This window comes from Algibacter sp. AS12 (assembly GCF_046736315.1).
Classification (GTDB): domain Bacteria; phylum Bacteroidota; class Bacteroidia; order Flavobacteriales; family Flavobacteriaceae; genus Algibacter_B; species Algibacter_B amylolyticus.
Genome location: NZ_CP151841.1, coordinates 3,238,118 through 3,261,796, shown reverse-complemented (window position 1 = coordinate 3,261,796; position 23,679 = coordinate 3,238,118). Strand labels below are relative to the sequence as shown.

General features: G+C 33.1%; 14 protein-coding genes and 1 pseudogene. 7 read left to right on the top strand and 8 right to left on the bottom strand.

Features of this window, described 5'->3' with window-relative positions; translation table 11 throughout:
• Window positions 1-10: 10 nt before the first annotated feature.
• The 5 genes from AAFN75_RS13630 to AAFN75_RS13610 all read right to left on the bottom strand — a co-directional run bounded on the left by AAFN75_RS13630 (window position 11) and on the right by AAFN75_RS13610 (window position 9,930).
• The gene (locus AAFN75_RS13630; protein WP_411806843.1) at window positions 11-1,381 is read right to left on the bottom strand and encodes a DUF1080 domain-containing protein; all 1,371 of its coding nucleotides are present in this window, start codon (window positions 1,379-1,381) and stop codon (window positions 11-13) included.
• A 285-nt stretch (window positions 1,382-1,666) separates the two neighbouring features.
• On the bottom strand, window positions 1,667-3,619 hold the full coding sequence (locus tag AAFN75_RS13625) for a serine/threonine protein kinase related protein (protein WP_411806842.1): 1,953 nt from the start codon (window positions 3,617-3,619) through the stop codon (window positions 1,667-1,669).
• Window positions 3,612-4,937 (bottom strand): L-fucose:H+ symporter permease, encoded by a 1,326-nt coding sequence (gene fucP / locus AAFN75_RS13620; RefSeq protein ID WP_411806841.1) that lies wholly within the window; start codon window positions 4,935-4,937, stop codon window positions 3,612-3,614. The genes AAFN75_RS13625 and fucP overlap by 8 nt, the downstream gene beginning before the upstream one ends.
• A gap of 23 nt (window positions 4,938-4,960) precedes the next feature.
• Window positions 4,961-6,304, bottom strand: a complete 1,344-nt coding sequence (locus tag AAFN75_RS13615) for a DUF1552 domain-containing protein (RefSeq protein WP_411806840.1) — start codon at window positions 6,302-6,304, stop codon at window positions 4,961-4,963.
• Window positions 6,301-9,930, bottom strand: a complete 3,630-nt coding sequence (locus tag AAFN75_RS13610; protein WP_411806839.1) for a DUF1592 domain-containing protein — start codon at window positions 9,928-9,930, stop codon at window positions 6,301-6,303. The genes AAFN75_RS13615 and AAFN75_RS13610 overlap by 4 nt, the downstream gene beginning before the upstream one ends.
• Before the next feature lie 534 nt (window positions 9,931-10,464).
• Here AAFN75_RS13610 and AAFN75_RS13605 point away from each other — a divergent pair.
• The 5 genes and pseudogenes from AAFN75_RS13605 to AAFN75_RS13585 all read left to right on the top strand — a co-directional run bounded on the left by AAFN75_RS13605 (window position 10,465) and on the right by AAFN75_RS13585 (window position 15,518).
• On the top strand, window positions 10,465-11,958 hold the full coding sequence (locus AAFN75_RS13605; RefSeq protein WP_411806838.1) for an ankyrin repeat domain-containing protein: 1,494 nt from the start codon (window positions 10,465-10,467) through the stop codon (window positions 11,956-11,958).
• A gap of 6 nt (window positions 11,959-11,964) precedes the next feature.
• Entirely contained in the window at window positions 11,965-12,459 is a 495-nt protein-coding gene (locus AAFN75_RS13600) for a DUF2271 domain-containing protein (RefSeq protein WP_411806837.1), read from the top strand.
• Between the two features lie 127 nt (window positions 12,460-12,586).
• A complete protein-coding gene (locus AAFN75_RS13595; protein ID WP_411806836.1) occupies window positions 12,587-14,773 on the top strand; it encodes a PepSY domain-containing protein in 2,187 nt (728 codons plus the stop codon).
• Between the two features lie 11 nt (window positions 14,774-14,784).
• Window positions 14,785-15,141, top strand: a pseudogene (locus AAFN75_RS13590) (DUF6686 family protein).
• A gap of 2 nt (window positions 15,142-15,143) precedes the next feature.
• Complete coding sequence (locus tag AAFN75_RS13585; protein WP_411806835.1) at window positions 15,144-15,518, top strand: hypothetical protein; 375 nt, start codon at window positions 15,144-15,146, stop codon at window positions 15,516-15,518.
• 109 nt (window positions 15,519-15,627) lie between these two features.
• On the opposite strand, the gene AAFN75_RS13580 is transcribed toward AAFN75_RS13585, so the two are convergent.
• Window positions 15,628-17,193 carry a solute:sodium symporter family transporter gene (locus tag AAFN75_RS13580; RefSeq protein WP_411806834.1) on the bottom strand — a complete coding sequence of 522 codons (1,566 nt, stop codon included), beginning with the start codon at window positions 17,191-17,193 and terminating at the stop codon, window positions 15,628-15,630.
• Between the two features lie 362 nt (window positions 17,194-17,555).
• Here AAFN75_RS13580 and AAFN75_RS13575 point away from each other — a divergent pair, with 362 nt between their 5' ends.
• A complete protein-coding gene (locus AAFN75_RS13575; RefSeq protein ID WP_411806833.1) occupies window positions 17,556-18,266 on the top strand; it encodes an alpha/beta hydrolase in 711 nt (236 codons plus the stop codon).
• A gap of 703 nt (window positions 18,267-18,969) precedes the next feature.
• Here AAFN75_RS13575 and AAFN75_RS13570 read toward each other — a convergent pair.
• Both AAFN75_RS13570 and AAFN75_RS13565 read right to left on the bottom strand, forming a co-directional pair.
• Complete coding sequence (locus AAFN75_RS13570) at window positions 18,970-19,530, bottom strand: BfmA/BtgA family mobilization protein (RefSeq protein ID WP_411806832.1); 561 nt, start codon at window positions 19,528-19,530, stop codon at window positions 18,970-18,972.
• A gap of 696 nt (window positions 19,531-20,226) precedes the next feature.
• Window positions 20,227-21,090 (bottom strand): AraC family transcriptional regulator, encoded by an 864-nt coding sequence (locus AAFN75_RS13565; RefSeq protein ID WP_411809284.1) that lies wholly within the window; start codon window positions 21,088-21,090, stop codon window positions 20,227-20,229.
• 260 nt (window positions 21,091-21,350) lie between these two features.
• Here AAFN75_RS13565 and nqrF point away from each other — a divergent pair, with 260 nt between their 5' ends.
• Window positions 21,351-23,672 (top strand): NADH:ubiquinone reductase (Na(+)-transporting) subunit F, encoded by a 2,322-nt coding sequence (gene nqrF, locus AAFN75_RS13560; RefSeq protein WP_411806831.1) that lies wholly within the window; start codon window positions 21,351-21,353, stop codon window positions 23,670-23,672.
• The last annotated feature ends 7 nt before the right edge of the window (window positions 23,673-23,679 follow it).

The window sequence follows — 23,679 nt, the reverse complement described above, 5'->3', positions numbered from 1 at the left end:
ATTTTATAGTTTATAACGATTTTACTTTAATGTTTTTAAAAGATACTCTATCACCATGATCTTGCAATAAGATTTGCCCTTTATCTAACTCACCAAATTTTGGCCATTTTACATACTTACTTTCCGATACAAGTTTTAAATAATCTTTGCTTTTTCTTTCGTATTCTAAAACTTTCATACCATTTAACCAGTGTTCTACATGGTTGTTTTTTGATTTGATATGTGCTGTATTCCATTCGCCAATCGGGTTCATGTGCTTGTTAGGATCTGCTTGTATTAAATCGTATAATGAACCAACAGTTCTACTACCTTCATGATTTCCTAACTTAGCGTCTGGATGAAGAGCATCGTCTAATATTTGAAATTCTAATCCTATTGAAGATCCTGGACCTTTATTAATTTCGGTATCTACATAATATTTAATCCCGCTATTGGCACCCGGTGTTATTTTAAAATCTACTTTAAATTCAAAATTACTAAACAACTCTTGGGTTACAATATCGCCACCAGCTCTAGATTCGGCTCCACCAGAAGATAGAACCGTTAATTCGCCATTTTCAATTACCCAACCTTCTTTTGGAAACTCATTTAATTTAGCACCTTTCCAACCTGTTGTTGTTTTCCCATCCCAAAGTAGTTTCCATCCTTTTTTTTGTTCATCAATGGTTAAAGCATTTTTAGTTACAATAGGCTTTAAGGATGTTTTTTTAGAATATTTATCTAAATTCTCGGTTAGAATATTGATATTTTTCCAAATAATTTCTGTGCCTTCTTTTTGAGAATCTTTAATACTGTGCACTTGTAATCCAATAAATCCTTTTGCCGTTTTATCATCTATTAAATGCGAAGCTTCTACGCCATTTATCCATGTTTTAAGGGTATCGCCAATAGCTTCAATACGATAATGATTCCATTCGTTTTGTTTGAACGCTTTTTGAGCAGTAGGATTATCGGTTAATGGGTTTAGCCAACCTCTACGGCTTTCATCAAAAATACCTGCGCTCCATGCACGATCTGATGGATCTATTTCTATTTGATAACCATGCACTCTTCCATTTCTATAATATGGAAAACTATTTGATCTAATTTGAATACCAGAATTCATAGAAGGATCTACTTTATAATCCAACTCTAAAATAAAATCACCATAAAGCTTATCTGACCTTAAAAAAGTATTTGGTGTGTTTTTAACCGTGGTTCCAACTATGGCACCATCTTGAACTTTATACGTTGCCTTTCCTCCTATTACGGACCAGCCATTTAGTGTTTTACCATCGAACAAACTTTCCCAAGGTGTTGTGTCTTTTTTAGTGTTACTACATCCTAGAAACCCTAGAATAACCATTAATAAAATTAGTTTTACTGACTGTCTTTTTTTCATAATAAATTTATAGAAATGATTAGTAATTAATTTTTTTTAAAAATATACGATTTATCATTCACTGATACGGATTTTTCAATCAAAAATATGGGTAATAAGATCAAGAATTCATTTGCTTTATTTTATTTCACATTCGCAATATACACTATATGAATTAGGCCTTTTTTCATATTTAAAAAGAAACTTGGTCGAATACAAATACATCCGATGGTGTTCTAGCTTCTTTTAAAATACGCTCCATGTCTTTAACAACTTTCGGGTATTTAATGGCCCGCATTTAATCACCTAATAACCGATACATATTATTTCTTTTAACGTTCTATGATAAATATGACCATTGGCAAAACTTAACGAATTAACGGTCCACGTTTCTCCTTTTTTACCTAAATCATTTACTGCTACTAAGGCCGTACTATCAAATTTTTCAGCGTTAGCATCAATAACATAAACCATCCCTAAGGCATTCGTGAAATAAATATAATTATTAATCATTACCGGCGACCCTAAAAATATCCTTTGAAAACCGTCTCCCAAAACCCGTTTATCGTTACTATGTAATTGTCCTCTAGAGTTTAGCCCATCGTTCTTTTGAGGTGTTTTCCAAACAAAACTACCATCAGGATTAATTTCTCTTGGCAGCTCCAAATGTTCATTTTTCCCTGTTTCAATATTATGACGTGCAAAAAATGGCTGATGCATAACCATATAAAAAGTATATTTACTTGTAGCCATATTACAATGGAATTCGTTTTCAGAGTTTTTCAATTTAACTCCTTCCTTTAGTATATATTTTTGTTCTTGCTCATCATAAATATATTGATCTACAACATTTAATGGTTTTTGGTCTATGAGCTTACCCGTTTGGGAATCTACAGTTAAATTTTTTTCACATTTATAAATCCAAGAAACCTTATTTTTATCCCAATGCTGGGTGTTTAATGCGCCGTAGCCCGAAATTTTATTTGGAGCTTCTGGTTCCCAATTCCATAACGCGTCGCCTACATTTTTTTCATCTAAACTTATTAAACTTAAACCCACGGGGCGTTCGGGAACTTTATGTGGTCCACCTCTACCAATCATTATAGCCGGTTTTCCTTCTGCTGTTTCTCCTAAAACTGGGGTGTTATAATGCGTAATAGCGGCTTTGGTAACCCACAATCGTTCTCCTGTAAACTTATTAAAACCATGTAAATAATTCCAAACCTTTACTCTAGTTATATCATTTTCTTCTGAAGGTTCCACGTTTAAAATCCAATCTTTATAAAGAACAGAATCGAATTGCTTATTAAACGGACCTCCAACTGTTGGCATCCACGTTCTATCCCATATTAAATCGCCTACCATAGAAAAACACGCCATACCTCCACTCGCGTTTATAACCCAAACATGCTGTCCGTCTGTTATTGGACATGGTGTTGTAGAATCGCTAAAACCATAATTATAATCGCTTGGTAGACTTCCTTTTACTGGGCGTGTCCATAAGATATCTCCTGTATCTGCATTCAGGCAGTAAAGCTCAATATCTGCGCTTAATCCTTTGGTATTAATAAGAGCCAAAGCATCATTTTGTTTTTTAAAACTAGATATGGCATCCTTAGACGATACATTTACAAAGGCAACTAAGTCTTCCGAAGCCTCAGTAAATGCCTTACCCTTTTCATTCTGCTTTAATAATCTATTATAAGCCGTATTTTTTTTCTTCCCAGAAAGCTGTGCATAGTTTTTATTACTAGCCAAAAACACTTCCCAAATCTTTAAAGCGTTTTCTTTAGCCAACAAAACTTTACTAAAGGCCAATGTTTTATTTTTTAATAGGGTATTAAAAGTGACATTATAAATGCTATCATATTCTTGCTTAGCATATTCATAATTTGCCTTTAATTCAGCATAAGGAGGTGTATCTAATGGAGGATTAATAGTGAAAAATATTTTTTTATCCCAAACGGCTATACCACTTTGTCCGCCCTCTGGTAAAGCCTTTTTCCATTTTATATTTTGATTATTACGCACAGACCATTTTGTAGGTACTTGCAAAGCTGTGTTTAATTTCCAACTACCATCTGGACCACCAGACATGGGCCATTGATTGTCACTGTTTTTCACCTTAACTCCGTTGTCGTCTTGATTACACGATATACAAACAAAGCATAAGGCTAAAGCAATAAATAATATGAATCTATTTTTACTAAAAAAAAAAGTCCCTTTTTTTATAACCTGAATATTTAGGAACTTATTCAACTTTCATTCTTTTTAAAGAACTAAAACCATAATACCCTACAAAAGCCAAACATAAAGCCGGTAAAATAAAGGACATATTAACTTCTGGTATATAACCTAGTAGATTTAAATCGTTAAATCCGTCGCCACCTAAATCTAAAATTGCAGCTTGTATTATAGGCATAAACGCGCCTCCAACAATAGCCATTACTAATCCTGCTGAACCTATTTTAGCCTCATCACCCATATCTTTTAAGGCTATGCCGTAAATAGTAGGAAACATAATGGACATAAATATTGAAATTGCTACTAAAGATAATAAGCCCATCATGCCCGGTAACACAATGGCTCCAATGCTAGCTATGGCGCCTCCCATTCCAAAAATACCTAAAACTTTTGGTGGGTTTACCTTTTTCATTAAAGCGGTACCAATCCATCGTCCTGATAAAAACAAAATCATAGCCGCCACATTGTAATTTGTTGCTGTAAGGTTCCAACCCGTGCTAGCATTTAAATTATCAACGTATTGAAAAATATAGGTCCAACACATAATTTGAGAACCTACACAAGCCGCTTGTGCTAAAACGCCCATTAAGTAGCTTTTGTTTTGAAATAATTTTGAAAATGAATCCGACAAACTCATTTTATCTTCTACCGGTGTTTTTGGTATTTTAGTAAAAAATATAACCACCATTATTATTAACACCAATACACCTAAACTTAAATAAGGAATACTAATAACCCCTAAATCGTTTTCTCGTACGGTAGCTAATTCGGTTGATGATAAAGCTGTATAAGCTTCTGCTGTATAATCGTCTGAGCGCAGTGCACCTAGCACAAATACTTGAGCTATAATCATTCCTGTTAATGATCCCACAGGATTAAACGCTTGAGCTAAATTTAAACGTTGTGTAGCTGTTCGTTTGTCACCAAGAGCTAGTACCAAAGGATTTGCAGTGGTTTCTAAGAAAGCCAAACCACAGGTTATTACCCATAAGGAAACTAAAAAGTAATTATACTCCTCATATTTAGCAGCGGGATAAAACAAAAATGCGCCAATGGCATAAAGCGACAAACCCAATAAAATCCCTGATTTATAGCTAAACTTTCTAATAAATAAAGCTGCCGGTAAAGCCATAAAAAAATAGCCAAAATAAAAAGCAAATTGCACTAATGATGCTTGAATATTGGACAATTCGGGCATTACTTTTTTAAATGCCGATACCATAGGATTTGTTAAATCGTTAGCAATACCCCATAAAGCAAATAATGAAGTTATAATAATAAAAGGAAACAATAAATCTTTGCTAACTATAGGAATCTTAGTCTTGTTAGTCATTTAGTTGGTTTTAATTGGAATTTTTATAAAATTGAAGGTAATTTTCCGGTACTATCTGAAAATTTATCAGTAGGCACATCTATTTTATTTAACATGCTTACAAATAGGTTAGACATTGGTACTTCCTTTTCATTGAATTTGGTGTAGGTACCATGATCCACTCCTAAATTTGAACCACCAGCCAAAACCAATGGACAATTTCTAGCATTATGGGTTGAACTACAAGCACTACCGTAAAGAATTAAGGTATTATCTAAAAGGGAACCGTTCTCGTCTTTTGTGTTTTTCATTTTATCAATAAAATATGCAAACTGCTTTGCGTACCACTGGTCTAAACGCCCCCAATCTTCCCAATGTCCTTTTGTTTTATCATGCGAAATACTGTGATGCCCTTTTAGTTTTAAGGCTATTTTGGGGAAATTATCGCCAAATCCCATGCCGTCTTCTCTTGCCATCATATAAGTCATAACCCGAGTAGCATCCGTTTGAAAACCTAGTACCATTAAATCAATCATGGAACGCACATAATCTTGTGGTGCATCAGTAGGATCGACATCCATATTAATTAAACTGGCATCAAATTCTTTCATAGGTACATTCAACCATTTTTCGTTTCGCTTAACCTGTTCTTCAACTTGATTTAAAGACGTTAAATACTCATCCAATTTCATGGTATCGTTAGCCCCTAAACGCTTTTGAAGGCTTTTACTATCTTCTAAAACCAAGTCTACTATTTTCTTTCCTTGATGAATACTCTTTCTTCTTTCGTTTGTAGAACCTCCTCCATTTGGAGAAAAATAACGTTCAAAAATTTCGCGTTGACGATGCTCGGAAGGAATTGGTCGTCCCGATGAATTAAAAGATAAAGTTGATACTCTCGATTTGTAACCTACGCCACCATCGGTAGATAATGATAATGATGGAAAACGTGTATATCTACTAAGTTTTTCGGCTGCAACCTGATCGACTGAAATACTATTTTTGTACTCCCCACGTAAATCACCACCAGTTAACCACGTATCGCCAGCAATATGACCTAATACTTTACGACTGTATGGATGACTTAACCCTCCCATAATGGAGATATCGTTTCTATGTGATTGTAAAGGTGATAAGGAATTAGTTAGTTTATAATTTGAACCTTCTCCCTCCGGAAACCAGTTCCAACTTTTATGAAATGCACTTTCTCTAGGTGGCAAGCCAACACCATTAGGAAAGTATAAAAAACACAGTCGTTTAGGTTTAACCGGTTCTAGAAACTTAGAAACTCCACTCAAGGCCATACTTTCAAAGTAAGGCAGCATACATGCTACTCCTAATCCTTTGATAAACGTACGACGATCTAAATGCCAAGGTTTTTTACTCATGATCCAAAAATTTTATTAAACCAATTCTGTTCTTTCTTGTAAAATGAAGAACTTAAAACAATTTGTTCTATTACGGTTTGAAAACGGAAATCATCTTCTATAACTTCTTCAACTATTTTATTTATTTCTTTTTGATCGGCAAAACTTACATCGCGTCCTAAGGCGTAAGCGTAAAGATGCTCGACTAAGGATTTTGTAAAATCTTCCTTTTTCATTCTAATGATATAATCCTTTATCCCTTGCACGCCTTCAACTTCAGTCCCATCTGGTAATTCAGATTTTGTATCGATAGGTTTACCTTTTGAAGTTAATTGATACCTACCAACGGCGTCGTAATTTTCAAAAACAACACCATAAGGATCTATTTTTCTATGACAATCTAAACACGCTGCCTTATTTCGGTGTAAAAACAGTTGTTCTTTTAATGTCATATCTTCAAAACCTGGAGTATCAGGATCCAATTCTGGTACATTAGGTGGTGGCGGTGGTGGCGTATCGCCCAATATTTTTTCTTTTAACCAAACGGCTCGCTTAATTGGATGTGCCTGAACACCATCAGAATGTCCATTTAAAAATGCCCCTTGAGAAAGCAAACCTCCTCTATTTAAGTCTTTTGGCAATTCTACAGGTCGAAATTGATGACCTTTAACCCCATCAACCCCATAAAACTCTGCTAGATTTTGATTCAGCATAGCAAAATCTGAATCTATAAAATTCATAATACTCATGTTATTTTTAAGCACATAACTAATAAACTCATATGTTTCATTAGCCATGTCTTCTTTAACAAACCTGGTGTAATCTTTATATTCATTTACATCGGTATCCATGGTTTTATGTCTATCTAATCGCAACCATTCATAAGTAAAGGAATGAATCATTCGCGCTATTTTAGAGTCGTTTACCATACGTTCAATTTGCTCTGGTAATTCATCATGCAAATCGCCTTCGGCAGCCAAGGTTGTTAAGGTTTCATCTGGTGGCGAATTCCATAAAAAATAAGCCAATTGTGAGGCTAGGAAGAATTCATCTTCAGACTTTTTAGCGTCTGGCAAATTAGAATCCTCAGGTTCAAACAAGTAAATAAAATTAGGTGAACATAAAACAGCAACTAAAACCTCTTTAACACCATCCTCATAACGATCGAAATCGTTTTTTATACTCTTCCAAAAATCGACATACCTATTCAATTCTTCTGCGGTAACAGATCTTCTAAAAGCTTTTGTCATGAAGCTATTTAAAACTTCTTTTGTATAAACTTCTTTATCTGATTTGTTAGGCGAATCGAAAAAGATATCAGTATGACTATTTGGAGGCCAAACAGGATGATAAGGCGCTTCAAACTCCACCGATTTAATAAGTAATGGAGGACCTGTAAGACTATTTTCTTTAACCAAATGATTATTCCAAAGTCCCACGGTTAACATGTTTGCAAGGTCTCCACTTACTTGATTTCCTGCCAAAGGGATGGGTAAATTTTCTAATCGTCCTTTAAACTCGTAGGTTTTTAATTCACCAAAAGGCACATCAACTTCCACACATTCATCAAAGGTTTTATAATCCATACCATCGTCTGTTCTTGTGCCCGAAAACACCTGAATGGATGGATTAACACCGGCATATTGCTGACTATTTAATTTAGCTTCTTCCTCTAATATTTGCGGTAAAGGATCGTTTTCTGCTAGTGGTGTTAGTACAATATGGCTAAAGCCAACAAAAAATTTGCCACCAATATATCCTTTATGTGTTCCTTTAGATAAGTAAGCTAAAGTAACAGGAGTAACTACTTGATCTACGTTTTCTAAGCTTTTATCCATGTATAAACGCTCACTTACGCGCCCTTCTTTACTACCACCAAAAAGACTAATTTGGTACGACGGCATAGCATCTTCAGAGATATAAGGATGTACCAAATCTACCTGATAGATTCCCGATTTAGGAACCTTATACACAAATTTGGTTTTTACATTATTTGCAACATTATCTGGCATTAACCAGCGTTTATCTTTTAAAACGAAGCCTTTAGGATTTTTAATATCCTTAGCAACAACTTTAATAGCATTAGGTGTTTTTCTTGCAGGTTCTTTTTTTCTTAAATCGATTAGACGCTCAACCGAAGTAGATAGATAACCTTTTGATGCCTGGACTCTAAAAACAAAGTCTCCAGTTCTTGGAAAATCTTCTTTAACCAATAATTTTAAATTTGGTGAAGGCCCTTGCCACGACTTTGGCGCCACTTCTTTAGCTGGTAATGCAGAATATAATAACATACCCTCCTTTTCTACGCTATACCTGTTACTTGCCGAACCGCGCATGCCTAGGCCTATTTTATTCTTCAAGGCCAAAAGTGTATCTTTTTCTGTAGTAGATGCACCAGAAATAGGCGTGCCGTTTTCGTTTAAAATATCGATAATAAAATCCTTATTATTAATGGCTGCCGTTTGGTAACCACCATACTGCGCACCCGTTTTACCATCGCCTGTATTAGTACCTATAGTAACTTTATATTTTTTAGATTCTGGCTTATCTCCAAATACAATAGCCTTATCTAATGCCTCTCGGGCTATTTTTTGATAGTAATCAATATGTAACACAGATGTTTGTAGTACACTACCATTGTTACTAAATCCCATTTTAGATTTACCATCGTCTGGTAAAACATCGCCAAAGTTAACGTTAACACCAAGTAACTCGTTTAAACTATTGGTGTATTGCCTTTTGGTTAATCTGCGCATCACACCTTTATTACTAGCTTGTTTTGCAGCAGCCGCTTTTTCTAAGTTAGTTGTCATCCAATCTACAACATCACGTCGTTCTTGATCACTTAATTGAGGCTCTTCCTTTGGAGGCATTTCTCCAGAATTAATCATATCTAAAGCGGAATGCCAACCTTCGGCATCTGAGCCGTTTATCATATCCCAATTCAAAACATCTAAACGTACACCGCCCTTTTCTTTTTCAGGGCCATGGCAATCGTAACAATGTTTTTGCATTACAGGTTTAATATTATTTTTAAAATACAAAGCAGCCTCTGATGTAGAATCATTTGGATTCATTGCTAGGTAAGAATCTTGATTTGAAACGCCCAGAACTGTTTTCATATTAGACGGCATATATTTAGTTAAATACGTAGACCCATGTGTTAGCGAGCCACCATAATGCCCTGCTAAAGACAATAAAACCACATTTACTAAAAGAAACACCTTATACCCTTTACCCACTTTGTTTGGAGCTTCAGCAGATTTTTTATTACGTAAAACCAAAAGCCACACACAAATTATTGCAGTGAACCATCCTAACCATTGGTGAGTATTTAACAAATCTTCATTATAATGTCCGCTTGACGCCAGAAAAAAGCCTAAAACTACTGTTGGTAGAATACTAACTACAGAAAACCATAGTAAAATATTACATGCTGAATCTAAATGTAATTCAGGTCGTTTTGCATCAATAATTTCTAGCACAAACAAAATAACTAAAGCGCCAATGGGTAGATGCAAAATTATGGGATGAAATCTACCAAGAAAAAAGATAAAAGTATTTTCTGAATCGCCATTAAAAGGTATTAAAAGCAGTCCCAAAAGAACTAATGTGAATACAAAAGCAAGTATCAGTTTGTTTTTCATAAAATAATAAGCCGTTTATTTTGTTATACTATTTTTATAGTTTTTAACAAATAGCATTCTTCAATTTTAGCTTCGTCTGTCGTTTTTTAATTCATTGTTAGCTATCTGACAGATATTAAAGCGCATCAAAAAAAACTTTAAAGAGTAAATATATAAAGTCGGTTATCTTTTTTGTATAAATTATATCTCATCTATTATAACATATGGCTCAATTGGGGTTTTATTAGCCATTTAGCTGCCTACTAGTTATAAATGCATTCCGGTTTTATACCGTTTTAGTTAGAAAGTATAGCCTTAAGTTATTTACAAATATCGAGTTGCAAAACATTACAGCAACTTCTAAAAATTTCTTTTCTTTAAGAACCTACTAATACCTCTACTCTCTTTCAATAAAAAATATCGTGTTTAAAAAAAAGTAAAAATAAAAGCGTGATTTTTTTTATTTAGAATGATTCTTGATTAAATTTGTCAAAAATTATCAAATTATTTTTATTAAGTCTAAATAAAACCACAAACCCTTTTATATTATAAAACATGAATAAATTAGTGAAAATTGTACTGCTTTTAGTTTGTAGTCTAAATGCCATAGCGCAAGACAGCAACCTATTAAGAGATAGAAAATTTTGGGCTAAGAAGCCAAGTTTAGAAACAGTTAAACAAACCGTTAAAGCCGGACACAGTCCAACTCAACTTACGTCCTCTGGTTTTGATGCTGTTACAAATAGTATTTTTGCAAAGGCAGATTTAAACATTGTAAAATACCTGTTAAGTTTTAAAGAAAACGACACTAATAAATTAACGCACGATGGCAGAACCTATATTTTTTGGGCGGCTTACTCTGGTAATTTAGAGTTAGCAAACCACTTATTAGAATCTGGTGCGCGTGTGGATATTATTGATGACAAAGGAAGTTCTCCATTAATTTTCACAGCCGCAGCGGGCGTTACGGATACAAAAATTTATGATGCGCTTATAGCACACGGTGCCAATGTAAAAACCGAAACTAGTAAAGATGGTGCTAATGCCCTTTTATTATTAATTCCTAAATTATCGGATTTTGAGATTGTAGATTACTTTGAAACTAAAGGTATTAGCTTAAAGAGTAAAGATAACTATGGTAATGGGGTATTTAATTACACCGCCAAAACTGGTAATATTACTATGCTAAAGCAGCTTGTAGCTAAAGGTATTGAGTACAATACTATAAACAAAGAAGGTGGTAACGCTTTTATTTTTGCTAGTCAAGGTGGTCGCGGACACTCTAACGGTATGGAAGTTTACAGCTATTTAGAAAGCCTAGGTATTAATCCAAACATAACAACAACCAATGGTGCAAACCCGCTTTTAAATGTAGCTGGAAGCACTAAAGAGACTGATGTAATTGACTATTTTATTAGCATAGGATTAAATCCTAATGCTACCGATAAAGACGGTAACACACCATTTATTAAAGCTGCTCAGGCTAATAGTTTAGAGGTTGTAAAACATTTGCTTAACCTAACTAAAAATATAAATTTAGTTAATAAAGATGGGCAATCTGCTTTAACACTTGCCGTAAATCGTAATAAACCAGAAGTAGTAGCTTATTTACTTGAACAAAACGCAAATACTGAACTTGTAGATCATAGCGGTAATAATTTAGCTTATTATTTAGTGAACGCTTACAGCCCACGAAATAAAGCCGATTTTTATGAAAAAGCAAAGCTACTACAAGACAAAAATGTAGATTTTACGGCAACTCAATCAGGTAATAACACGCTTTACCAAATTGCTATTGAAAAATTAGATTTAGAGCTACTTAAATTTTTAGAGCCATCAAAAATTGATATCAATGCGGCCAATAACGAAGGGCTATCTGCACTACATATTGCAGCCATGAAATCTAAAGACGATTCAATTTTAAAATATCTAATTGCCAAAGGCGCCAATAAAAGTGCTTTAACAGAATTTGAAGAATCTGTTTATGATTTAGCACAAGAAAACGAGCTTCTTAAAGCCAACGCCATTGATATTAATTTCTTAAAATAATTTAGTATGACAACCTTATTAAAACAGACCAAATATATGGCGTTTCTTGCCATTTTAGTAGTGACTTTATTTGCCTTTTCTCCTAAGCCAAACACCTTTAAATGTATGGTGCAAATGATTAATTATTCGGGTGAAGGCGCTTATGTTGTTATCTCGCTTATAAATCCGGAAGGCGGCTATGAACAAACACTTTATGTACAAGGTGATGATGATGAATGGTACCACGATATAGCCGAATGGTGGCGTTTTTACGGAAAAACAAAAACGGATATTGATGCCATTACTGGCGCTACCATTGGTGGTGGCGAGCGTGCCATTAATGTTATTGAAATAGACCAGGATAAAATTGATGCTGGTTATAGCCTTCGTTTTGAAACCGCTGTTGAAGACAAAGAATATTATATTAAAGATGTAGAGTTTCCTTTAACTACTGAAAACATAAAGCTAAAACATGAAGGTAAAGGGTACATAAGATACGTTCGAATGATGCCTCAAAAGTAACAAATAAGCACTTTAATGTCTTGTCTTACCCAAATTCAGTTAAGACAAGACATTATAAATTTTATAGCAACAATCAAATAAAGCGCTTTAACGAAACCTCGTTAAATGCGCTACAAATTTTGCACCAATGACCATTTCTATATGGAGACTTAGCCATCTTATTTTGGCTATTTCTTCTTCCTTATTTATAATTCTAGCCGCTTTAACTGGTACTATTTTAGCTTTCGAACCTATATCGAATCAGCTAAAACCCTATGCTGTAAAAGATGCTCAATCCCTTAGTCTTTCTGAAACATTAGAAAGTCTAAAAACGGAATACGATGAGGTCATTTATTTAAACATTGATGAAAATGATTTTATTACCGCTTCGGTAGTTACCAAACAAGGCGAAAGCGAAACCTTTTATATCAATCCGTTTACCGCAAAAAAAACGGGAGATATTATTGAAAAAGCCCCCATATTTAATTTTGCAACTAATTTACACAGGTCTTTATTTTTAAAATCTACAGGGCGTGCCATTGTTGGCATTGTATCCTTTTTGCTGTTTTTAATGGCGGTTACAGGTATTATTTTAATAGTAAAACGTCAAGGTAGTATTAAGGCTTTTTTTGCCAAAACTATTAAAGAAGATTTTAACCAATACTACCATGTAATACTAGGTAAATACACCTTAATACCAATAATTATAATTACCATTACGGGCGTGTTTTTGTCGTTGGAAAGGTTTTCGCTATTACCAGAAACAAAAAATAATCACATTCCAACAGAAACTACAACTCCTACCCTATCTAAAATTACGGATTCTAATATTTTTAACAATTTAACTCTAGGTGATATAAAACGTATTGAGTTTCCTTTTTCTGATGATATTGAAGATTACTATATTTTAAAATTACATGATAAAGAGCTCCATGTAAACCAGTATAACGGAAAAATAGTAAGTGAAAAATCGGATGGTTTTATAGCTCTTGCTACGAGTTGGAGTTTATTTTTACATACGGGCCAAGGCTCCATCTTGTGGTCTGTTGTTTTACTATTAACAAGTATTAGTATTTTGTTTTTTGTTATCTCTGGGTTTTCTATGACCTTAAATCGAAAACGTAGTGCTGTAAAAATTAAAAACACGTATAATAAAGATTCTGCCGAATACATTATACTTGTTGGCTCGGAAACAGGTAGTACTTTTGGCTTTGCTAAATTATTACTAAACGCTTTAATTGCCGAAGGTAAATCGGTTTACATCTCAGAATTAAACCAATATACTACCTATAACAAAGCAACTCACCTTGTTGTCCTTACCTCTACTTACGGCGAAGGAGACCCTCCTGTTAACGCCAAGTATTTTGAAAAACTAGTACAAACCACTCGGCAACAAAACAACTTAAAATATGCGGTTGTTGGGTTTGGCTCGTTGGCCTATAAAGGCTTCTGTAAATACGCCATTTTCGTAGATTCTATGCTACAAAAACATCAAAAATACATGCCTTGTATGGCGCTTCATAAAATTAACAATCAGTCGTTTACCGAGTTTAAAAACTGGATAGACTCTTGGGGCAAAACTAAAAATTTAACACTTCAAGTTAATGAGCCGCCAACAAATCATAGCAAAAATAAGCTAACCTCTTTTAAAGTAGTAAAACGCACTACCATAAATAGCGATAATTCATTTTTACTAGAATTACAACCCATTAAAAAAAGAGCTTTTCGGTCTGGTGATTTACTTTCTATTATACCCAAAGAAAACGAAATACCAAGGCAATATTCTATTGGTACAATAGGTAAAAATATTCTTTTAAGTATAAAAAAACATGAGTTTGGAATATGCTCAAATTATTTGAACGATTTACAATTAAACGATATGATAGCTGCCAATATAGAACAGAATAAAGCCTTTCATTTTCCAAAATCGGCAAAAGAAGTTATTATGATTTCCAATGGTACCGGAATTGCTCCTTTTTTAGGCATGAATAGCGATGATAACCTAAAACATTCTAAAAACTACCTGTTTTGGGGCGGACGCACAAATGAGTCGTACAAAATGTACTCAAAACATATTGACGATGCCTTTTATAATAAAAGATTATCTGGTGTTTATTTAAGTTTCTCGCAAGGCGAAAGTCAGAAAAAATATGTTCAAAATGCATTAATGGAAAAAGAAGAGTTAATATCTAGAGTTTTAAAAAACAAGGGCACGATAATGATTTGCGGCTCTGTTGCTATGCAAAAAGGTGTTTTAAAAACTTTAGAAAACATATCCAAAAACAAGCTTAAAGCCCCATTAAACATGAATTTAATAAAAACGGACTGCTACTAAAATTTAAGACCATGTGTACCAAAATAAAAGTACTTTCTAAAGTAAAAAGCGGCGAATTATACTTGTGTTGCCAATGTGAAATTTATCATTTAGAATTTAATAATATATACCTAGAGCTTAACAAAAAAGAGTTTAAACAATTTAAATCTTATATACTAGATCTAGAAATTGAATACTGACAAATTAAATATGCATCGGCTAGAGTAAAACGTAAAATTCCTATTCCGTCCATGCAGCACAATCTAGTTTTAATGTTTAATAGCCAAGAAATTTTAGAACTAAAACACCTTTTTTCCACTACTTCAAACCATGTTTTCACTAAGAACTTAACAACAAAAGATATTGATTATACGCTAATTTTAAATTAAACATGGACGATATTACAGTAATATATAAAAATGATTTTGGTTTAGTTTTTTGGTGGAAGCGCTATGCCGTAGAGGATTACAAAAAAATAAATTTAGTTTTTAATAATACTGCATTGCATTTTACAGCCTTAGAATTACTCACTTTTTTACAACATATTGAAACCTCTATAAATAAACTAATTACTACTTGTAATAGCAACAATCAAGAACAGCTCATGCTTTTGGAAACTCCAGCACCTCAAGTTAGTTTTGTTTGTAATTATGAAGAATTAATTTGTATTCAAAACTTGGTTGAAGGCACATTGTATAACCTAGAATTAAGTCCTAGTTTAGAGCACTATCGGAATCAAAATACCAGTAGAAAAAACAAATTTTAACCTTTCTTAGATATCCTGTTACCAGAACACTTACTTCGTTTTTCTAAAAAAAAGGTGCTACTTTTAATTAAGTAGCACCTTTTTTAATAATATCAAAAAATCTATTTTTTTAGGATAGGTACACGTAAAGTAATATTACTAGAGTACAGACTGTATAACCAACAGGCTTTAAGTATTTCCATGGCGTAATATCCACCTGTTTAGTATATTCTTCCTCAAATGCTGTTTCTCTTGGTTTAAAATGACTAATAATAAACATAAGAGCAATTGTTAACACGAAAAGAAGCCCCATAAGGTGTAAGAAGTGAATATCCGGCTTAATAACATATAATATAATTAAATAGGTTATTGCACTAAATAAAATGGCAATATTAGCCGATTTACCCGTAACACGCTTTGAAAATATTCCAACAATAATTATAGCTAAAATAGGCACACTATGTGTTCCATTTAGTTGCTGTAAATAGGTGAAAACACCACCTTGAACACCATATAACATGGGTGCAATAGCCATAGAAAAAACGGCTAATACAACACCAAAAATTTTACCTGCTTTTACAACCTTCATTTCTGAGGCATCCTTATTAATATATTCCTTATAAAAATCTAGACCAAACAAGGTAACAGAGCTATTTAGCGCACTATTAAATGAGCTTAAAATAGCACCAAACAATACTGCAGCAAAGAAACCAATAAAGGCTGCTGGCAGTACTTTTTTAACAAGCATTGGGTAGGCCTCATCTGCATTAGGAATATCGCCATTAAAAATATAAAAAGCTATAATACCAGGTAATACCACAATAATAGGTCCTAATATTTTAATAAATGCAGCTAATAAAAGTCCTTTCTGTCCTTCCTTTAAATTTTTAGCACCTAACGCTCTTTGAATAATAGCTTGATTTGTTCCCCAGTAATAAAAATTTACTATTATCATACCAGTAAATAATGTCCAAAACGGCACATCAGAATCTGGACCACCTATAATATCAAACTTTTCAGGTAAACTAGTTGTTAGAATATTTAATCCGTCAAACATATTTCCATCACCAATATACATTAAACCAAAAACGGGAATTAATGATCCTCCAATAATTAAACCAACAGCGTTAATTGAATCTGAAACGGCAACGGCTTTTAGCCCACCAAAAATAGCATAAATACTACCTATAATTCCAATAGACCAAACAGTTACCCAAAGTGCAGCTACAGGCTCCATTCCTAACATTTCAGGAATATCAAACATACTATTAATAGCCAATGCCCCAGAATATAAAACTGTTGGTAACATTGAAATAGCATAACCCAATAAGAACAATAAAGAAACAATAGTTTTTGTTGTTTTACCATAACGCTTTTCAAGAAATTGCGGAATGGTTGCTATACCTACTGTAAGGTACTTTGGTAATAAAACAAAGGCAGTAAAAACCATAGCAATAGCTGCTATAACTTCATAAGCCATTATAGGAAGTCCATCTCTAAATGATACACCATTCATACCTACAATTTGTTCGGTAGATAAATTTGTAAGCAACAACGAACCGGCAATTACTGGACCTGTTAAACTTCTTCCCCCTAAAAAATAGCCATCGGAGGTATTCTCATTGGTTTTTCTAGTGGACCACCACGCAATAATTGCAACAAGTAAAGTAAAGCCAACAAACGATATTATTCCCATAATTTAAAATTTTTATCTATTTAGTTTTTAGTTTAATAATCGTAAATATACAGATTTATTTGAGAGAACATCTAAACGAAAATTAATATGTGTTATATTTACAGTTATTTTAAAGAAATAGAGAAAGTCTTAATAATTTTTCACATAAAATCAATTGATTATAAAATTTTTAAAACACGACTCTACTAAAACGTTTAATACTACTATTAAATAGTTTTTCAAAACCATTAACCCTATCATTTTTAAATAAAAACTGTGTTATGTACCACTTCAAAAAAAAACTAATTAGCCTCCTAATTGGGATATTATGTATAAGTTCTGTAAACTCACAAATTGATACTCTTTTGGTTTAGAGTAAAACCATGCAGAAAAACATTCCGAACTTAATTATTACTCCAGATAATTCTTCGGGTTACAAAAAGCCTGTATTATACCTACTTCATGGCGCTAATGGAAACTATACAGAATGGTTAAAACATGTACCTGCATTACAAGAATATGCCAAAAAATTCGACATAATTATAGTATGTCCTGATGGAGGAATTACTAGTTGGTATTTTGATAGCCCTATTGATACAAAAATGCAATACGAAACTTATATCTCTAAAGAGCTAATTGAAGCCATTGATAGCAAATACAACACAATTACAGAAAAAAAAGGACGTGCTATAACGGGACTAAGTATGGGAGGACATGGTGCATTATATCTTGCCTTTAAACATCAAGATATTTGGGGAGCAACAGGCAGTATGAGTGGCGGTGTAGACATTAGACCTTTTCCTAATAATTGGGATATTTCTAAACGTTTAGGAACATACCCTAAAAATAAAGATGCTTGGGAAGAAAACACGATAATAAACTTAGTGTATTTACTAGATGGCAACTTAAAAATAATTTTCGATTGCGGTACTAATGATTTCTTTTACCAAGTTAATAAAAACTTACACAAAAAATTATTGGAAAGAAATATAGCCCACGATTATATTGAACGTCCAGGAGGTCATGATTGGAATTACTGGTCTAATGTTATAAAGTATCAGTTAACTTATTTTAATGATTATTTCAAAAAATAAAAACTCTTCTTACTTCAGTTTTAAATACCTTTTATTAAATATTAATGCATTGCCTTATAATTTAATATAAGCTTTTCATGTGCATAACTTATAGCTATAATTACACTATTGTGGGATAAGAATAAAAGTCAAATTATTTATTGAAGTGCACCTATTAGCTGAGAAAAGTGTACACCTAATTGCACACCTTTTATTTAATTTTAAATGACACCAAACTAAACCATATAAAACAAAAAACACCGTTAATCATGGATTAACGGTGTTTTAAATAATACCTATCTCTAGGTTAGTCGGGGTGGCAGGAAGCCATTCATATCCTACAAACCACTATATATCAATCATTTAAAAATTTTAAAAACAAGCTGTTAGCCGATTTGTTGACAAAACTATAAATGACCTCAAAATAAATTACTTTACTTACTGGTATTATAAATATATAGCTTATTAAGAACCAAAACAAGATAAATGTCTGTAAATTTTATAAAAAACAAACAATGCTTTCATACAACAGCAGAGTAAGTAAAATTATCTGAACAGATTATAAAAGAATATAGTTTATACTCACAAAAATTAGCTCGATAAAAATGGTACGAAAGTAATATGGTAAATTACATTGGGTAGGGAAAAATAAAGTCGTTAGTCATCATCAAAATTTAGCTTTTATATATTCCAACCTACATATTTTAGAATGGATCTTTCTCATTTAAGAATTACTTATATTTCTTCTAACTTTCTCAAGTTCACCCTCTGTAAGCTCCAATTTTAAATAGTCTTTACCGAATCTGCTTTTTACAACCTTAACCTTATCCAATACATAAACAAAATCTTTTTTAACAGATTTCATATTCTGTTCTAAACGCTCATATCGTATTTTAGGTACGGTGATCTCTTTAAATTCTTTATCAGTTTGCACCTTCTTCTCCTTGACCTCTTTCTCCAAAATGAGCTTTTCCTGTTTAGGTTCAAACTCCATAAATAATGATTGCAACATCGCAGTTGTTGGTTTGTCATGATGCTTTTCGATATCCTTTATGATAGCAATTACTGCATTGATACGCTTCTTGATTTCACTCTCTAAAGTTTGCATATTTGGACCTAAAGTTTCGTTTGGCGAAATGCCATTTTCTTCGAAAAAATCAATCATTAATAACAATGTCATCGATTGTGATTTTGACATTTTTTTACAAAATTTTCGAAATCTATCTGCTACAGAAACCTTAATTCCTAGCTTCTCAAACCGCTCTTTTTCATATCCTTTATCCATTTTTTCTGAAAAAATTTGTTGTTTTTATTGGGTTGCGGGGATTTTTTCTGAAAAAACAATGTTTAAAATTCTAAAATCAAAACAATCAATCGCCGAAAGTTGTTGATTTCACTAGGGTTTTTAAAAAACTAAAAATCGAAACATCGCGCTAGCGTGTTACCCTCTTGCTATACATTTTTTTCCGATAAATTTTCAAAAAACCTATACCTCTACTTAAGATAGTTTACTACTCAAATCAAACACTAAAATTATCAGAATTTAAGAAGCTATAATTGTAACTCTTGAATTATATTAACTTAATTCAGCATATGATTACATTATCGATAAAACCATTTACTTATTATATCTTGAGCGTTTTCCTTTTCTTTTTCTTATTTAGCAGAATTTTCAATAGAAAAATAACTACTAGAAAACAGCATATAGATTTCCTAATTCATCTACTTCCCATAGAGCCACCGCTGTTACCTTTTCCGAATTACCAATCCTGAAATTTGAGGCTCATAAAGATTTATAAAAAGAGCGAGGTACGAGCCTGATTATGCAATCTATTGAGAATCGAATTTTATCGCTTTTGTTGGAAAAGTGATTAAGGAAGCAAACAAGATGGTATTCACCAATTTTATATTAAAACGGAATGTTTATTTATAACTACAAACTAGATAAAACACCTAATTACTATTATTTAATTCATAAATATTATTTTCGTCTAATTTGACCAGGCGAGTACCCCATTTTATTTTTAAATACTTTCGAAAAATAAAATAAAGAATTAAAACCAGTCTTTGCTGAAATTTCTTTAAGCGAAAGCTCTGTATTAACCATAAGTCGCTTAGCATGTTCTAGTCTTTCGTGAATAAGGTACTGCTGTAAGGAGACTCCTGTATTATTTTTAAATACTGTTCTAAATCTATTATAACTTAGATGGTGTTCACTTGCCAGTTTTTTGAAATCGACTTCCGTATTCAGGTTTTCTCTTATAAAATCTATTACCTTTTTACAAAGCTGCTCTTCCCGACTCCCCAACTCTTCTTTTTCAAATGAAATTACATGGGCGACTAATTGAATAACGATACCTGCTAAAATTTTTCTAAACCCCGAACTATTTCTTTTCACCAACTTTAAAGATTGATTAAAAATGAATATCAGTTCCTCTTGATACCCCATTTGTTTTACATATGAGGTGTTCTCAGGAAATAGATCTTTTAGAATTCTGTTTGATAAAACTTCGCCTCTAATTCCTATCCAATACTCTTCCCAACCGGTTTCTTTAGATGGTTTATAATTATGCCATTCGCCTGGATAAAGCACCATTATATCTCCAGGGTTTACTTCCCATTTTCCAGATTTAGTTTCAAGTGAACCTCGTCCTGTTGGAACATAAACAAGATAACACCCAGGTAGTGACCTTCCAATTTCCTGTTCAAAATTATGGGTTTCTGGATGACCTTCCAAAGGGTAAGCTTCACTAGGATAAATGTGCTGATAACCACATGTAGGTACATAGATACCCCAATCCTCCGCTTCTGAGTCTTCCGCTAAATAATGAAAAAAATTATCCATACTTCTCAAATGTAGACATTTTGAACAACACAACCAACAAAACGTCTATTGCCTGATGCTATTGTTTAATCTAAGTTTGTAAAACAAGTAACTATAAACCAACTATGATTACTCAATCACCTAACAAACAATTAATTAACCCACAAAACACAATAATTACAGGCTTATTATTTCTAATATAAAGAATACTAGCTTTTGAATATCATTAATTCATAAAAATCAAAAATTAAATAAAATTTCTGTTTAATAATAAAATTTGAATGATTGACACAGAACCAACAATTTACCAAACCAAGGAAACTACAATTAGTGAAACCGCTAGCTTAGGCTCCAATCATGCACTCGACTATACGCTTACTGGAAAAAACGCAAAACGCGCCATAGAACTGGGACTTGCTGAAGCTGATTGGTATCAAAGCCCAGTTCCAAGGTCGGTTATGCGCGATTTATTAACAAGAAAAGATAGTCCTGCAATACTAGATACATTATTATTACTATTTATACTTCTTAGTACAGCATATGCCACAATACTACTATGGGGATCGTGGTTAGTGATTATACCTTATTTTATTTACGCTGTATTTTATGGTACAAGTTCCGATTCTAGGTGGCATGAATGTAGCCATGGAACAGCTTTTAAAACAGATTGGTTAAACAATGTGGTATACGAAGTAGCGTCTTTTATGGTTATGCGAGAATCAATTGTTTGGCGTTGGAGCCATACGCGCCACCATAGCGATACTATAATTGTTGGACGAGATCCTGAAATTCAGATACCGCGTCCACCAAACATAAAAGGTTTACTCCTTTCTCTTGTAAATTTTGGCACTTATAAATCATATTATCCAAGTATAATACGCCATGCGTTTGGCAAGGTTTCTGAAGCAGAAAAAACTTATATACCAGAAACAGAATTTAAAAAAATAGTACGCAATGCACGTATTTATATAGGCCTATATACTTTAATTATACTCTCTGCTATTATTCTACATTCGTGGATACCAATATTCCTTTTTATATTACCACAGTTTTTTGGCACTTGGTTAATGATAATACACAATACAACGCAACACGCTGGACTTGCAGAGAATGTATTAGACCATCGTTTAAATTGCCGGACGGTGTATATGAATCGGATAAGTAGGTTTATATACTGGAACATGAATTACCATGTAGAACACCATATGTTTCCTCTGGTTCCTTATCATGCGCTCCCTAAATTACACCAATTAATTAAAGATGACTGCCCTCCTGTTTACACATCAATCTACATGGCTTGGAACGAAATTATTCCAACTATAAAAAGACAAATAATAGACCCTTCCTACTATGTTAAACGAAAATTACCTGAAGCAAAAAAAAGAACTACTGAAGGTTTATTTAAATCAAATCTAAAACCAGATATTGATGGTTGGCTTGAAATATGCTCAAACTCAGAACTTGGTAAAGATGATATTATTAGGTTTGACCATATAAAAAACACTTTTGCTCTTTATCGGGATAACAAAGGTTGCCTTTATGCAACAGATGGTATTTGCACACATGGAAATACACATTTAAGTGAAGGCTTAATTAAAGGAAAAATAATTGAATGCCCAAAGCACAATGGCCGTTTTAATATAAAAGATGGTTCTCCTGCACGCGCGCCAGTTTGCCAAGGACTAGCAACGTATCCAATAGAAAACCGTAACAACAAAATATGGTTAAACATAACAACTCCAGGAGGAATTGGTGCACGTAAAAAAACAAGTTACAATTTGGAAGTTGTAAGTAATAAAAATGTTTCAACTTTTATAAAGGAGCTTGTGTTAAAGCCTATAAATACAAATGAAAAAATAGAGGTTATGCCGGGAGATTATATGAAAATTAAAATCCCCACATATCAACAAATATTATTCGATAATTTTGATATTCCAGAACCTTTTGCTTCAGTATGGAATCATCAAAAACTTTTTGATTTAGTAAGTAGCAACAAAGAGGTAGAACGCTCCAATAACTACTCATTAGCGAACAACGGGCAAAAAGAACATACTCTAAAGTTTAATATTAGAATAGCAACACCACCTATAGGTCAAGATTGCCCGCCAGGAATTGGATCTAGCTATATTTTTAATTTAAAACCTAACGATAAAGTAGAGGCTATTGGTAGTTTTGGTGATTTTCACATAAAACCTACTCAAAAAGAAATGGTTTACATTGGTGGCGGTGCAGGAATGGCTCCTATACGCTCGCACATAGCGCATCTTTTTGAAAACGAATTAACGCACCGTAAGGTTAGTTATTGGTATGGAGCGCGTTCTAAACAAGACATTTTTTATGATGATTATTTTAAAAATATTGAAAATAATCACTCTAATTTTAATTTTGAATTAGCACTTTCTGAACCATTAGAAGCAGATCGTTGGACTGGATTTAAAGGATTTATACACCAGGTTGTTTTTGATAATTACTTGAAGAACCATCCCAACCCTAAAGCTATTGAATTTTATTTATGTGGCCCACCAATAATGATTAAAGCATGTTCTAAAATGCTTACTCAGTTGGGCGTTACTAGTAATCAAATTGCTTTTGACGAATTTTAATTTTCTC

Coding starts and splice junctions, on each gene's coding strand:
- AAFN75_RS13565 (WP_411809284.1), bottom strand. CDS start 21,090: ATGGATAATTTTTTTCATTATTTAGCGGAAGACTCAGAAGCGGAGGAT.
- AAFN75_RS13610 (WP_411806839.1), bottom strand. CDS start 9,930: ATGAAAAACAAACTGATACTTGCTTTTGTATTCACATTAGTTCTTTTG.
- AAFN75_RS13570 (WP_411806832.1), bottom strand. CDS start 19,530: ATGGATAAAGGATATGAAAAAGAGCGGTTTGAGAAGCTAGGAATTAAG.
- AAFN75_RS13615 (WP_411806840.1), bottom strand. CDS start 6,304: ATGAGTAAAAAACCTTGGCATTTAGATCGTCGTACGTTTATCAAAGGA.
- AAFN75_RS13600 (WP_411806837.1), top strand. CDS start 11,965: ATGACAACCTTATTAAAACAGACCAAATATATGGCGTTTCTTGCCATT.
- AAFN75_RS13595 (WP_411806836.1), top strand. CDS start 12,587: ATGACCATTTCTATATGGAGACTTAGCCATCTTATTTTGGCTATTTCT.
- AAFN75_RS13580 (WP_411806834.1), bottom strand. CDS start 17,193: ATGGGAATAATATCGTTTGTTGGCTTTACTTTACTTGTTGCAATTATT.
- AAFN75_RS13575 (WP_411806833.1), top strand. CDS start 17,556: ATGCAGAAAAACATTCCGAACTTAATTATTACTCCAGATAATTCTTCG.
- AAFN75_RS13605 (WP_411806838.1), top strand. CDS start 10,465: ATGAATAAATTAGTGAAAATTGTACTGCTTTTAGTTTGTAGTCTAAAT.
- AAFN75_RS13585 (WP_411806835.1), top strand. CDS start 15,144: ATGGACGATATTACAGTAATATATAAAAATGATTTTGGTTTAGTTTTT.
- AAFN75_RS13630 (WP_411806843.1), bottom strand. CDS start 1,381: ATGAAAAAAAGACAGTCAGTAAAACTAATTTTATTAATGGTTATTCTA.
- nqrF (WP_411806831.1), top strand. CDS start 21,351: ATGATTGACACAGAACCAACAATTTACCAAACCAAGGAAACTACAATT.
- fucP (WP_411806841.1), bottom strand. CDS start 4,937: ATGACTAACAAGACTAAGATTCCTATAGTTAGCAAAGATTTATTGTTT.